Raw genomic sequence first — 13,242 nt, 5'->3', positions numbered from 1 at the left:
TTCTCTAAGAGGCTGTCTGAGAATGCCCTTCCCCCACCCAGCTCTCTCTCCTGAGGTGATAGGTTGCATCATCACACAATTCGCCCCGGATACATGTTGCCTTCGGTGAGAGTGAGGTGAGAGTGAATGCTAGTCGTTGAAGCAGGGAGATGGAAGGTCTGTTGCCTGGATCAGTCACTGCCTTTATTGAATGGAGCGGGAGCTGGTCAAAAAGAAAGGTGATGAGGGTTTTGACGCAGTCTGTGCCGTGGCCTCTTCCCTGCAACGTAGGCATTATAGTGTAGCCGATCTCTGCCTCACCCTCTGAGCAGAGGCAGAAACCGCAATCACCGATAAGCTGTCCGGAAGGTGTTTCAATAACGGCAAACTGATTCCAGCGATCTCGTATCGCTTGTCTGTCAAAGCCGTAGGACTCGATAAATGAGAGTGCATCGGCGACCGACTCGGGTAACCATTGTTGATATCTATAGACTTCGGGCAGAGACCGGTAGGAGAACAGGACTGCGGTATCAGCAACGTCCAGTGGTCGCAAATTGATTTTATGGCCCTTGATCGTCGTCACGATGTAAAATAATTGCAGATGGAGACCATCAGCGCATACACGCCATCGAGTTCAAGATGCTCGGTGATTGTGCGGTCGTAGAGTATCTTGGCCTCAGCTGGAAAATCCTCGTCTCCAACCCAGTAGAGAATCGCAACGGGGACCCTGTCGGTGATGGTAAAGCTGTACGCCGCATCTCCCATTCCAAGAGGCGTTCCGCCAAAAGATTCACACATTTTTCTAAAAAGATCGAGGTCGTCGCCAACAACACCTGTTATCAACTCTGTGGGCACTGCGTGGGGGCCGCGAAAGAATGTGGCACCGCCGGGCATGTCCTTTTCGGAAATCCATTCTCCTGTTGGTTCCAGCGCCTGGGCTCCGAGCAGGTGGTGAATCAGGAAGAGATCAAAATATCCGTGAAGGCTCTTCTTATTATCAACAGTAACAATTGTTTCGTTTGCCGGGTCTATGCAATATTGCCTGCCCCACGCATGCAGGGAATATTTGCCCGATTCGTTATCATAGCTGCATAATGAGCGGGTGCAGACATCACCCGGCTCTGCATCGAGAAGATCCTTAAAATGGGAAGGGCTGACGGTGGACGACATTGTTGTTTATATCCGTGTTGAGTTTAAGGTGACATCCTGCAATTCAATGAGCAGTATTGCGACTACCAAGCCTGTGTGTCCGTTTGCATCTTTGCCAGGATTATACCTGACAATATCAACACCTACAAGTTTCGTCAGGTGGAGGCTGCGCTTGGGCCTGAGTGATTAGCGAGGTAAACGGCAAACAGGACAACCGCACCGCCGATAAACTGGACCATGGTGAGTGTTTCCCCCAGGAGTAGCCAGGCCCCGAAGGCGGTGACCACAGGGATGGCATTGATAAAGACAGCTGCCCGGGCTGCGGGAATTTGGGTGAGTGCATAATTATAGCAGAGGAATGCGGCAATGGTGGCAAAGACGGTGAGTCCGATCACGGCAATGATAGAGTCTGTGGTGACTTCCTGCCACTGCAGGGCAGGGAGGTCGTAGAGGAACAGGGGCAGGAATATCAGCGCACCGAAAATGGCCTGCACACCTGTTATCTGAACGGGTGTAATGGTCTGGCCAAGGCTACGAGCCATGAGCATATAAATTGCGGCCGACAGGACAGCTCCGCCTATGAGCAGGTCCCCAAACAGCATCCCGCTGGCGACGCCCTCAGGCTGCCCCCCAAAGACCAGCAGGGAGACTCCGGCCAGTGAAATGCAGATACCTGCAATATTAATGGGACGTATTCTTTCCTTTAAAAACAGGACCGACATGACCACCACTACAAGCGGGATAGTGGCGATTATCAGAGAGGTCTTGGTGGCGGTGGTGTATTGCAGGCCGATTGTCTCAAAGGTGAAGTAGAGACCTGGTTGGAAGATAGCGAGTAGAGCCAGGTTTTTCAGGTTTTTTCTGGTAAGCGGTGGGAAGCCGGTACGCGAGAGAAGCAGGAGGAAAAAGACAGACGCACAGCTAAAGCGCAGAAAGATCAGACAAAATGGGCTGAAACTCTGCAAGGCTATCTTGGTCGCAATAAAGGAGCCACCCCAGAAAATGATTGAAAGGGCAAGGGTGAGATAGGTGAAAGCCACGTTTTTTTCAGACATAAAAGAGGATTTTTGTAAGAGCTGGTTCCGGCGTCCGCCAGCAAATATTGCAATTTTGTTAAAGAGCGATTGAGAATACAGGGTATCCTGTTTGGTTGTCACCTCCTTTCTTGGGTTGCTGGCAGAATATCCCAAACATGTAGTACCCAGCGGTCGCTCTCACTTATTTGTAAAGGAGTTGTTTTTCTGCAGCGCTTATGAAAACACGGTTGTCGAGGCGGTTGTCCTGTGTTAATAAATCTGATTGGGGAAAATCTTTTAATTTCCCACCATTTTTACTAGTGAAAGAGCTTGTGGTGGGTTCTTTCATACGAAAATTTCAGAAAGAAAGAGAGGAGAGAAGAATGAAAAGATTTCTGATGTGTGTTGCAGTGGTAACTGCGATGGCGCTGAGTGCAGGTTCCGTAATGGCAGGAGCTCTTGATGAGATCCAGAAGCGCGGTAAACTGCGTGTTGGTATGGAACCCGGTTACATGCCGTTTGAGCTCACCAACCAGAAAGGTGAGATTATCGGTTTTGACGTGGATATGGTCAAGCGCATGGCAAAAGCCATGGGCGTTGAGCTTGAACTGGTTTCCACCGCCTGGGACGGTATTATCCCGGCACTTCTCACCGACAAGTTCGATATTATCGCTTCCGGTATGACCCTGACCCAGCAACGGAACCTTTCCATCAATTTTGCTACTCCTTATATCGAGATCGGCCAGTCCGTTATCCTCAGTAATAAGGTTGCAGGCGAGGTTAAATCCTACAAAGACCTGAACGATGCGAAATACACCGTTGCCTCCAAACTCGGCACTACCGGTGAGCAGGCGACCAAGCGACTGATCCCGAATGCTAAGTACGTCTCTTTTGAGACCGAGCAGGAAGGTGTACTCGAAGTTGTGAACGGGAAGATCGATGCATTTATCTATGACATGCCTTTCAATACAGTTGCCGTTGCCCAGCGTGGTGCAGGCAAGGTAACCCATCTTGATACCGCATTCACCTTTGAGCCGCTGGCATGGGCTGTACGAAAAGGCGATCCTGATTTCCTGAACTGGCTGAACAATTTCATGTATCAGGTCAGGCACGATGGAACCTACGACAAGATCTATAAAAAATGGTTCCAGGATGATGCCTGGATTAAAGAGATCCAGTAACCAAAGGACATCATTCACGTGGACGCCACTGAAAAATTGTGGCCCTGGAAAATCTTGCTGGCGGTCATCCTTATTGTGATGGCCGCCGCAATTTATGGGTCAATAAAACAGATTGATTATCCATGGCGGTGGAATAGGGTTCCGCAGTATTTCCTCTATAAAGGGGAAGAGGCCCACAAGATACCTTTTGACGGAGTTGTAACAACAATTAAACAGGATGGCGGCTCGTCGACCCTCACCCTGACATCCGAATCCGGAGATGTAGAAACGGTCCTTGTTGATACGGACTCTCTAAAGGTCGCTGAAGGAGAGGACCTCTTTGAAGGCGATACTGTCGGTTTCACTGTAAAATGGCACATGGGTCCGCTCATGACCGGGCTGTGGACAACCATCTGGCTGTCAGCTATTTCTTCTGTGCTGGCCCTCATTTTAGGACTTTGTACCGGCCTTGCCAGGATCTCCAAGAATTATACGATTAACATGCTGGCGGCAATTTATATCGAGATTATTCGCGGTACTCCTCTGTTGGTCCAGATTTTTATTGCCTATTTCTTTATCGGCACGGTTTTCGACCTCAGCCGAAATGTTGCTGGTATCGGTGCCTTGTCGCTTTTTGCCGGAGCGTATGTGGCTGAGATTGTTCGGGCGGGCATACAGGCTATCCCGAAAGGGCAGATGGAAGCGGCCCGCTCTCTTGGTATGACTATCCCTCAGGCGATGATTGATATTATCCTGCCCCAGGCCTTTAAACGTATCCTGCCACCGCTCTCTGGTCAGTTTATCAGCCTTATCAAGGATTCATCCCTCGTTTCTGTTATTGCTATTACCGACCTGACGAAGTCAGGCCGCGAAATCATTACCAGTACCTTTGCAACATTTGAGGTATGGCTGGTAGTTGCTGCCATGTACCTGATAATCACCTCGGTGTTGAGTCAGCTCGTTTATTACATGGAACGGAGGTTTGCGATCAGTGATTAAAGCCAAGAATGTAACAAAGATTTTCACCGGCCGGGGCATTACCGTACGTGCGGTAGATGACGTTTCGGCCGAGGTCGCCCCAGGGGAAGTGGTTGTTGTTATTGGTCCTTCCGGTTCCGGTAAATCGACCTTCCTGCGTTGTATCAACTGTCTTGAACAATATAACAGTGGACACATTATAATCGACGGGGTTGATCTTTCGGACAGGAAAACCAACATTAACAAGATCCGGGCAGAAGTGGGTATGGTCTTCCAGCAGTTCAACCTCTTTCCGCATAAAAGTGTACTTGAGAATCTGACATTAGCCCAGATGCGTGTACGCAAGCGGAGTCGAAAAGAGGCTGAGGAAAAGGCCAGAGCGCTGCTCAAAAAAGTTGGTATCGGCGAGAAGGCAAACGAATACCCGATCCGTCTCTCAGGTGGGCAGCAGCAGCGCGTTGCGATTGCAAGGGCGCTCGCCATGGATCCCAAAGTCATGCTGTTTGACGAACCGACCTCAGCCCTTGACCCGGAAATGGTGGGCGAGGTACTCGATGTTATGAAGCAGCTTGCCCGGGAAGGAATGACCATGGTTGTGGTTACCCACGAAATGGGTTTCGCCCGTGAGGTTGCCGATCGTGTCATCTTTATGGATGAGGGAAAGGTGGTGGAAGTGGGTACGCCCGAACATTTCTTTACCGCTCCACAGGAAGAACGAGCCAAATTGTTTTTAAAGCAGGTGTTGTAAGTTTTACAATAATTATTGCATATAAAGTTTATTCTCACATTGAGGAGGGGTGTATGAAATTTCTTAAATCTATGTTTGCATTGGCAGCCGGTGTTGCCCTTTGCGCTTCAACCGCTTCGGCGAAAGATATGAATGTCGGTTTTGTCTACGTGTCACCTATCGGGGATGCGGGCTGGTCCTATGCTCATGACGTAGGACGCCAGGCCATTGACAAGATGGACGGTGTAAAGACCTCCTATGTGGAAGCCGTGGCGGAAGGTCCCGATTCGGAGCGGGTTATGCTGAATATGGCCAGGAAAGGATACGACATCATTTTTGCCACCAGCTTTGGCTATATGGACCCGATGCTGAAAGTTGCCAAACAGTTCCCGGATACAACTTTTATGCATTGCTCGGGTTTTAAAATGGCAGACAACATGGGCAATTACTTTGGTCGGATCTACCAGGCCCGTTATCTTTCCGGTATCGTCGCTGGCGGCATGACAAAGTCCAATACCATCGGTTATGTTGCGGCTTTTCCAATTCCTGAAGTTATTCGTGGCATCAACGCTTTTACCCTTGGAGTCCAGTCTGTAAACCCGGATGCAACGGTTCGTGTTGTCTGGACCAAGACCTGGTATGATCCTGCTACTGAAAAAGAGGCTGCAAAATCTCTGCTCGATGTGGGTGCCGATGTCATCGCCCAGCATCAGGACAGCCCCGGTCCTCAGGAAGCTGCCCAGGAGAAAGGTGTTTACTCTGTTGGCTACAACACCGATATGTCCACCTTTGCACCCAAGGCGCATCTCACCGCTCCGATCTGGAATTGGGGACCATATTACACAAAGATTGTTGAGAGTGTAAAAAACGGTACCTGGAAAGCTGAGTCAGCATGGCCCGGACTTGCCGACGGTATCGTCGATCTGGCACCGTTTGGTCCAATGGTCCCGAAAGAGCTGCAGGATAAGGTTGCTGCCGCCAAGGCCGATATTGCTGCCGGCAAGATGAAGGTCTTCACCGGACCGATCAAGAACCAGAAAGGTGAGGTCAAGATTGCCGACGGTGCTTCAGCCCCGGACGGAGATCTGCTCGGCATGACCTGGTTTATTGAAGGCGTTGTAGGTACTACCGAGTAAACAAGAGTCATTTGATAACACGATTCCGGCGTATACCCCGGGATCGTGTACATATGGTACTTTAAAATTATATTACAATACGATTGACGCGTTCCATGATCCGTCTACGGATAGTTAAAAGACAGGAGCCGCTCGGGTGGCGCTCCTGTCTTGTTTTATTTGCGGCCATTGCCTTTTCGCTGGTGCTGAGCGGTATTTTGCTTGCTCTGCGGGGGACTTCTCCTGTTGAAGGGGTTTTGACCCTGTTCCAGGGGGCATTCGGATCCCGCTGGGCCATTGAGGACAGCCTGATAAAGGGTATTCCTATTTTTCTCTGCTCGCTCGGTGTTGCTATCGCCTTTCGGTTGCAGGTGTGGAATATTGGGGCAGAAGGACAATTTGCTTTCGGTGCAATGGGGGCTACCTGGGCTGCACTCTCGTTTCCGGAATGGCCTGCATGGTTACTGATGCCTGCCATGATTATTATGGCGGTGGCAGCAGGTGGTGCCTGGGGCATGATCCCCGCTCTTCTCAGGCAGAAGTTGAAAACCAACGAGATCATCGTTACCCTGATGATGAACTACATCGCCATCCTCTTTCTTGACTACCTGGTTTTCGGGGTGTGGAAGGATCCGACCAGTTTCGGCTTTCCCATGACCCCAACCTTTCCCGAAGCAGCCATTGTCGGTAAAATCGGCTCCACCAGTGTAAACTGGGGATTGCTGCACTGTGTTGTTCTTGGTTTGCTGGTCTGGGTATTTTTCCGTTTTACCACCGTTGGTTTTGAATTAAAGGCCAGTGGGGATTCGGTTCGTGCTGCAAGGTATGCCGGGCTCCCTTATGATAAACTGGTGGTATTAGTGATGGTGTTGAGCGGCGGGCTGGCAGGCTGGGCAGGTTTCCTTGAGGCCTCTGCCACCATCAACCGGCTGCAACCTTCTATCATGGTCGGGTATGGCTATACTGCCATCGTCGTGGCCTGGCTCGCCAGGCTTAACCCTCTGTCTATCGGTATTGCATCTTTCCTACTTGCCGGATTGCGGGTCGGGGTGGAAAATTTACAACTCGACCTCCAGGTCCCGGCCGCATTTGGCGGCATAATCGAGGGGTTGATTTTGCTCAGTGTACTGGCTGGCGGCTTGTTTACTGTTTATAGAGTTGAAAAGGTGAGGACTTTGTCATGATCGAGATTCTCATTCCTCTTCTTGCCGCCGCTGTTCAATCGGGTACCCCAATTCTGTATGCGACACTGGGAGAGATTTTTACCGAAAAGTCGGGGGTGCTCAATCTTGGGGTGGAAGGCGCGATGATAGTCGGCGCGCTCACAGGCTTTGTGGTTGCAAAGGTTACCGGCAACCCGTCTGTCGCTTTCGTTGTGGCTGGGCTTTCCGGCACGCTTGCGGTTTCAATTCATGGAATTGTCTGTCTCTGGTTTCAGGGCAACCAGGTCGTATCAGGGCTGGCCCTCACTATTCTCGGTACGGGTCTTGCCAACTATCTGGGGACGTCCCTGGTGGGACAATCTGCGCCGGGTTTTGGTCCCATGCCTTTTCCCGTGCTCTCAGAAATTCCTGTGGTGGGTCCGGTGTTTTTCAACCAGGATCCACTGGTGTATATCACCTATATTATTCCTCCGCTCATGTGGTACTTTTTTAACAATACCCGATATGGCCTCGGCTTGCGTGCGGCAGGGGAGTACCCTGAGGCTGCAACTGCTGCTGGATTAAATGTTCAGGCCTACCGTTGGGTGGGTATCCTGGTCGGTGGTTTTTTCATGGGTTTGGGCGGGGCGTATCTTTCACTTGCCTATACCCACCTCTGGACGAACAGCCTGACTGGTGGCCGCGGCTGGATTGCTGTGGCGCTGGTTATTTTTGCCTTCTGGAGACCCGGCCGTGCTGTTTTCGGGGCCTATCTTTTTGGAGGCATCATGGCTATGCAGTTGCGGATGCAGGCTTCGGGCACCGCACTTCCGTCTTCACTGCTGTTGATGCTGCCCTATACTCTGACTATAATTGTATTAGTATTCTCTTCATGGTGGAAGGGGGCGACGGAAGAACCTGCGGCGCTCGGTGTTAATGTGGAACCAACTGAATAGTCTGGAAAAGTGGCTCGCCGATCCGGCTGGGCCGTTATGGACGAGGACTCTTTATGATGAACGAACAGTATAAAAAGACCTATCCCATATCATGGGAGCAGCTTCACCGTGATTCAAAGGCCCTGGCCTGGCGGTTACTAGGGCATGATTATTTCAAGGGGATAATCGCCATCACCCGTGGTGGGATGGTGCCCGCTGCCATCATTGCCCGGGAACTCGATATCCACCTGGTTGATACTATCTGTATCTCCAGTTACGACTGGAAAGACAAGAAGGGGGATGCGGAGATGCTCAAACAGTTCGACGGCAACGGTGAGGGGTGGCTGCTGATAGATGACCTCGTGGATACCGGTCGGACCGCCAAAATCGTTCGTGAAATGGTACCCCAGGCCCATTTCGCCACGGTTTATGCAAAACCGGCAGGCAGACCTCTGGTGGATACCTACATTACCGAGGTAAGCCAGGATACCTGGATACTTTTTCCATGGGATACCGAGTCAACGTTCGTGACTCCCATTGCTGGCAGGGAGCGGTAGCATGGAGCAGCCCGGACTTGCGCAGATTCGACTTGAGAAAATATCCAAGTCGTTTGGCGATGTGCAGGCCAATAAGGATGTGAGCCTTTCGATTGTGCCGGGTAAGGTGCTCGCGCTGCTAGGTGAAAACGGAGCCGGAAAGTCTACGCTTATGTCGATACTGGCCGGACAGCTCCAACCCACCTCCGGTGCCATCTATATTGGTAAGACAAAGACGGTATTTGGATCGACAGAACAGGCTATAATGGCTGGAATTGGCATGGTTTACCAGCATTTCAAGCTGGTGGAGGCCATGACCGTTGCCGAGAATGTCTTTCTTGGGCAAAAGGGTAGCTTCTTCTTGAAAGCCGCAGCAGTGCAACAACAGGTCCGGGAACTGGCAGAGAAGTACAATATGCAGATAGACCCTGCCGCGAAAATCCGTGAGCTGTCGATGGGCGAGAAGCAGCAAGTTGAAATCCTGAAACTACTGCACAGGAAATCCAATTTTCTGATTTTCGATGAACCGACAGCAGTGCTGACTCCGGCTGAGGCGCAAACCCTCTTTGCCACCATGCGTCTTATGGTGAAAGAGGGCAAGTCCATAGTCTTTATCAGCCATAAACTTGAAGAGGTTATGGCGGTAGCGGATTCAATCGCCATATTACGTCGTGGTGAGGTTATCGACCAGGTTTCCACCTCCGAGGTGTCCTCCACCGTTGAGCTTGCCGAACGGATGGTTGGCAGGCAGGTGTTACTTGAGGTGGATCGACAGCCGATGGAACCACGCCAGATTGTCCTTAAAATTGAGAGACTGAGTGAAAAACGGTTGAAATCTGTTGACCTGGAGTTGCGGCAGGGGGAAATCCTTGGCCTGGTCGGGGTGGCAGGAAATGGTCAGAAGCCGTTGGTTGAATCGGTCTGCGGTCTACATAAACCACCCAAGGGGACAGTAAAAATTCTTGGCCTTGAATGGCGGAAATTTTTTAGATCCCGAACCTGGAATCTGGCGCTTAGCTACATTCCAGAGGACAGGCAGGGGCTTGCAACCTGCCAGGGGCTCGACTTGCTTGATAATTTCCTTTTAACGACCAGGGGCGGTTTTACCAAAGGGCCTTGGTTGCAGAAAGAGGCTGCCAGGATGAAGGCCGAATACCTTATCAATGAATTTGATATACGTCCGCCCAACCTGGATGCGTTAGCCTGGCAATTGTCCGGTGGCAACCTCCAGAAAATGGTCCTGGCCCGTGAATTCTACCGGCGCCCCAGACTCATTGTGGCCGAACAGCCGACTCAGGGGCTTGATATCTCAGCGGCTGAAGATGTGTGGAACCTGTTATTGAAAGCACGCGAACAGGCTGGTATCTTATTGGTAACAGGAGATCTTTCCGAGGCCCTTGCTCTTTCAGACAGGATAGGTGTGATGTTCGGAGGCCGGCTGGTGGATTGCTTCTCACGGAATGATCAGGATAAAGTCGCTGCTATTCCTGGTATGATGGCGGGTCTGGAAGTCTGATACTACTCTACTCTTGTACCTTTTATATCCGGGTACTCTAAGCCGGGGAGGTAACTATGTTCTACATCTACGATCTTGACGGACAGCGTTTCAAGGGACCGATGGAAGCCCTTGAAAAGCAGAAGAGAGTGGATCGTCGTTCTCCGGTAACTCCCATTATGGAAGGGGAAGAGCCTTTTCCGTTTCCTGAGAACAGACAACCTCCTGAGGGGATTGCTGCCTACCGGCAGGCCATAGAGAAGAAGAGCATGCTCGAGCCACTGGTGCATATCTACCAGATTATGGGTTCACCGGCGGCCACCATTCGCAGCGATGCTCCCCTCATGGAGGCCTGGCTACGGTTGAAAGAAGAAGGAATTCGACAACTTGTCGTTGTTTCTGACAGGCAGGAGGTTGCAGGCTTACTGGCAGACCGTGACATTCTCAGGAGAATAAAGGTTGTTGATGATGTAGTAGACATGGATGCCGGGATGACTGTCGCTGAAGTCGTACCGAAAGAGACGATCACCACCGATTCCAGGAGCGATATTAGGCGAGTTGCCCATGTTATGGCCTACTATCATGTAGATGCAATGCCCGTGCTCAGAGACGATACCCGTTTGGTCGGTGTCGTTACCAGAGGCGATATACTTCGGGGGTTTGCCGAAAATCCTCGGTTGAATCTCTGGGGATGATGGAAAATCATTTTTTTTGATACTTTTCAGATTGTCCGGTTATTACCATAGGTTGCACATTGTAGTACATTGGAGACGGGAAGAGGTTTTGCTCATTCGGTAACAGTGTTAATCATGTCACTTCAAAATGTTATTATGGTTTTAAGAGGTTTTACTACATCTTTGTTTCTCCTTTAGTCATGCCCTCCATGTAACTTTCAATCGTTTTAGTTGTCATAAATTTCTAACAAACGGAAAACAGTATAGAAACCAGGTTTCCAAAAAGAAGATAATTGTGTTATTTTAGTAAGATGATAAGCATTCTCAGATATGAAAAGGCAAAAATGCACAAAATTTTTACTTGAATTATCGTGATTCATTTGTTAAATAAAATTGATGCTAGCGAAATAGAGACGCTGACTCAAATTCGCAAAAGTGTATTTCACGTTGCGATGGGGGCTGAATTGGAAATGTTTTCAAGGAGCGTATGTTGACAAAAATACATGTTTCTGTGAAGGGTTTTCGATTAAATCTTATTACTTCCAATAAATGTAAAACACTGCATAACGAGATTGATATGCAGCAGATCTGGTTGCCAGGTTTGAAAGAAGAAGTCACTTCAAGCAAGAAATAGAGAGGCGAATAGGTGAGCTGATGGAGAACTGTGGTTTATCAGTAGAAACCGAGTTTCTAAAACGTGATGGCGGCTGGTGAAAGAAGAGTAAAATCAGGAAGAGAAAGCTAAAAGCGAAGTCAGGTGTGCTGAGTGCAGAAGAAAAGCCTTGGTAAAACATGTGGCGATGCGGCGAATGAGTGGTGCATCGCAGCTAATCTTAACGACAAGGGAGGAAAGAACGGGAGCAGTACCTGTGGGCGCGTGGCGGAAGGAAGGCAGGCCGCAAACATAAATACTATTCGGCAGATTAAGCGGATCAAAGTACGCAAATATTCACTCATAGGAGATCCAGATGACTGAATCGATACAAAAAGAGCCTACCCAAGCGTGGGTCACTACATTTGCAGGAACCTCTATAAATCTATGTCTGGGTATACTCTATGCCTGGAGTATCTGGAAATCAGCACTTGTTAATGTCGATAAAGCAGGTCAAATGTTTCCGGCAGATTCGATGAATGCCGGCTGGACCTATTTGACCAACGCACAGGCGGCAACGCCATTTACCCTGTGTGTTATCATTTTCGCCGTATTTATGATCCCCGGCGGTAAAATTCAGGATAAAATCAGCCCGAAGTTCGGTGCAACGGTCGGTGGTCTGTTACTGGCTGTCGGCTGTATTATTGCTGGCTTGATGAAAAGCTACACTGGCCTGCTGATTGGTTTCGGTATCCTCGGTGGTATGGGTATGGGTATCGGCTATGCTGCTCCGACACCTGCGGCACTCAAATGGTTTGGCCCGAAAAAACGTGGGCTCGTTGCCGGTCTGGTAGTTGGTGGTTACGGTGGTGCTGCGCTTTATATTGGTTATCTGGGCCAGTTCCTCATTGATAAGTATGGTGTAACCGGAAGTTTTATAGGTCTGGGATCATTTTTCTGTGTCGTAGTACTTATAGCTGGTCAGCTGTTGAAGACTCCGGAAGAAGGTTATGTACCTCCGGGAACCGTGGCTACAGCAGCAGAAATAAAAGCGGGTACAGGTCCGGTGAAAGTCAACAACTGGGAAACAGGTATGATGATGAAAACCTGGCAGTGTTGGGCACTGGTATTCATGTTCATTCTCACCACCCAGTCAGGTCTTCTGATCATTAGTTCTGCAAAAGGTATTCTTTCAGTGACAGCAAAGGACATTCCGTTCTTCTTTGCTAACGCCTGGATCCTCGTCTGTTTCGGCGGGCTTGTAAATGCCACGGGCCGTGTCGGTACCGGTTTCTACTCAGATAAGATTGGTAGAACCAATGCATACATGCTGAATTGCAGTGTCTCTGCTCTGTGTATGTTTTCACTGCCGATGGTTATCGCCAGTAAAAACGTAGCCCTGCTGTTCCTCGTGGTAGGAATCGCATACTGGCAGTACGGTGGTGGTCTGGCCCTTATGCCTTCTTTCGTAGGCGACTTTTTCGGGCCGAAGAACCTTGGTATGAATTATGGTATCGTCTTTATGGGTTGGGGTTTTGGTGTGTTTGTAGCCAGGCTCGGCGGTTGGATTCAGGATGTAACCGGTAGTCTGAACAATGCGTTCTATCTCTCTGGTGCACTACTCATTGCAGGCGTTATCCTGGCTAAAATCCTTACAAAGCCAAGTTACTCTCAATATCACAGTGATCCGGAAGTTGAGCGTGTGAATGTGTAGGTCATAATGATTTCCCATTTTGGGGTGGGG

14 protein-coding genes are annotated in these 13,242 nt (G+C 49.8%); 11 read left to right on the top strand and 3 right to left on the bottom strand.

The genetic code is table 11. The features are described 5' to 3' along the window. Nucleotides 1-4: 4 nt before the first annotated feature. The 3 genes from GA520_RS19990 to GA520_RS19980 form a co-directional block, all read right to left on the bottom strand. Nucleotides 5-562, bottom strand: coding sequence for a GNAT family N-acetyltransferase (locus GA520_RS19990; protein ID WP_163337353.1), 558 nt, complete (start codon nt 560-562; stop codon nt 5-7). Continuing rightward, nucleotides 559-1,149, bottom strand: a complete 591-nt coding sequence (locus tag GA520_RS19985; protein ID WP_163337352.1) for a DUF3786 domain-containing protein — start codon at nt 1,147-1,149, stop codon at nt 559-561. The genes GA520_RS19990 and GA520_RS19985 overlap by 4 nt, the downstream gene beginning before the upstream one ends. Before the next feature lie 134 nt (nt 1,150-1,283). Continuing rightward, nucleotides 1,284-2,285 carry a DMT family transporter gene (locus GA520_RS19980; protein WP_163337351.1) on the bottom strand — a complete coding sequence of 334 codons (1,002 nt, stop codon included), beginning with the start codon at nt 2,283-2,285 and terminating at the stop codon, nt 1,284-1,286. 242 nt (nt 2,286-2,527) lie between these two features. On the opposite strand from GA520_RS19980, the gene GA520_RS19975 reads away from it, so the two are divergent. The 11 genes from GA520_RS19975 to GA520_RS19925 all read left to right on the top strand — a co-directional run bounded on the left by GA520_RS19975 (nt 2,528) and on the right by GA520_RS19925 (nt 13,212). Next, on the top strand, nt 2,528-3,325 hold the full coding sequence (locus GA520_RS19975; protein WP_163337350.1) for a transporter substrate-binding domain-containing protein: 798 nt from the start codon (nt 2,528-2,530) through the stop codon (nt 3,323-3,325). Between the two features lie 78 nt (nt 3,326-3,403). Further along, complete coding sequence (locus GA520_RS19970) at nt 3,404-4,303, top strand: amino acid ABC transporter permease (protein WP_163337585.1); 900 nt, start codon at nt 3,404-3,406, stop codon at nt 4,301-4,303. Further along, on the top strand, nt 4,287-5,030 hold the full coding sequence (locus GA520_RS19965) for an amino acid ABC transporter ATP-binding protein (protein WP_370362729.1): 744 nt from the start codon (nt 4,287-4,289) through the stop codon (nt 5,028-5,030). The genes GA520_RS19970 and GA520_RS19965 overlap by 17 nt, the downstream gene beginning before the upstream one ends. A 53-nt stretch (nt 5,031-5,083) precedes the next feature. Next, nucleotides 5,084-6,145 (top strand): BMP family ABC transporter substrate-binding protein, encoded by a 1,062-nt coding sequence (locus GA520_RS19960; RefSeq protein ID WP_163337348.1) that lies wholly within the window; start codon nt 5,084-5,086, stop codon nt 6,143-6,145. 95 nt (nt 6,146-6,240) lie between these two features. Further along, nucleotides 6,241-7,308, top strand: coding sequence for an ABC transporter permease (locus tag GA520_RS19955; protein ID WP_163337347.1), 1,068 nt, complete (start codon nt 6,241-6,243; stop codon nt 7,306-7,308). Beyond that, nucleotides 7,305-8,222 carry an ABC transporter permease gene (locus GA520_RS19950; protein WP_163337346.1) on the top strand — a complete coding sequence of 306 codons (918 nt, stop codon included), beginning with the start codon at nt 7,305-7,307 and terminating at the stop codon, nt 8,220-8,222. The genes GA520_RS19955 and GA520_RS19950 overlap by 4 nt, the downstream gene beginning before the upstream one ends. A gap of 56 nt (nt 8,223-8,278) precedes the next feature. Beyond that, entirely contained in the window at nt 8,279-8,758 is a 480-nt protein-coding gene (gpt, locus tag GA520_RS19945) for a xanthine phosphoribosyltransferase (RefSeq protein WP_163337584.1), read from the top strand. A gap of 1 nt (nt 8,759) precedes the next feature. Further along, a complete protein-coding gene (locus GA520_RS19940) occupies nt 8,760-10,253 on the top strand; it encodes an ABC transporter ATP-binding protein (protein WP_163337345.1) in 1,494 nt (497 codons plus the stop codon). A 56-nt stretch (nt 10,254-10,309) separates the two neighbouring features. Then, entirely contained in the window at nt 10,310-10,927 is a 618-nt protein-coding gene (locus GA520_RS19935) for an HPP family protein (protein ID WP_163337344.1), read from the top strand. A gap of 745 nt (nt 10,928-11,672) precedes the next feature. After that, nucleotides 11,673-11,882, top strand: a complete 210-nt coding sequence (locus GA520_RS19930) for a hypothetical protein (RefSeq protein WP_163337343.1) — start codon at nt 11,673-11,675, stop codon at nt 11,880-11,882. Beyond that, nucleotides 11,875-13,212 carry an OFA family MFS transporter gene (locus GA520_RS19925; RefSeq protein ID WP_163337342.1) on the top strand — a complete coding sequence of 446 codons (1,338 nt, stop codon included), beginning with the start codon at nt 11,875-11,877 and terminating at the stop codon, nt 13,210-13,212. Before GA520_RS19930 ends, GA520_RS19925 begins: the two co-directional genes overlap by 8 nt. Nucleotides 13,213-13,242 lie beyond the last annotated feature (30 nt).

It is taken from the genome of Desulfopila sp. IMCC35008 (genome assembly GCF_010646885.2).
GTDB lineage: Bacteria > Desulfobacterota > Desulfobulbia > Desulfobulbales > Desulfocapsaceae > Desulfopila.
Note: the sequence above shows the minus strand (reverse complement) of the source record. Positions and strands in the feature narration are given on the sequence as shown.

What these genes read in the sequence shown, in the direction of transcription:
- GA520_RS19985 (WP_163337352.1), bottom strand. Translation starts at nt 1,149, where the DNA reads ATGTCGTCCACCGTCAGCCCTTCCCATTTTAAGGATCTTCTCGATGCA.
- GA520_RS19975 (WP_163337350.1), top strand. Translation starts at nt 2,528, where the DNA reads ATGAAAAGATTTCTGATGTGTGTTGCAGTGGTAACTGCGATGGCGCTG.
- GA520_RS19970 (WP_163337585.1), top strand. Translation starts at nt 3,404, where the DNA reads ATGGCCGCCGCAATTTATGGGTCAATAAAACAGATTGATTATCCATGG.
- GA520_RS19960 (WP_163337348.1), top strand. Translation starts at nt 5,084, where the DNA reads ATGAAATTTCTTAAATCTATGTTTGCATTGGCAGCCGGTGTTGCCCTT.
- GA520_RS19955 (WP_163337347.1), top strand. Translation starts at nt 6,241, where the DNA reads ATGATCCGTCTACGGATAGTTAAAAGACAGGAGCCGCTCGGGTGGCGC.
- GA520_RS19950 (WP_163337346.1), top strand. Translation starts at nt 7,305, where the DNA reads ATGATCGAGATTCTCATTCCTCTTCTTGCCGCCGCTGTTCAATCGGGT.
- gpt (WP_163337584.1), top strand. Translation starts at nt 8,279, where the DNA reads ATGAACGAACAGTATAAAAAGACCTATCCCATATCATGGGAGCAGCTT.
- GA520_RS19940 (WP_163337345.1), top strand. Translation starts at nt 8,760, where the DNA reads ATGGAGCAGCCCGGACTTGCGCAGATTCGACTTGAGAAAATATCCAAG.
- GA520_RS19935 (WP_163337344.1), top strand. Translation starts at nt 10,310, where the DNA reads ATGTTCTACATCTACGATCTTGACGGACAGCGTTTCAAGGGACCGATG.
- GA520_RS19925 (WP_163337342.1), top strand. Translation starts at nt 11,875, where the DNA reads ATGACTGAATCGATACAAAAAGAGCCTACCCAAGCGTGGGTCACTACA.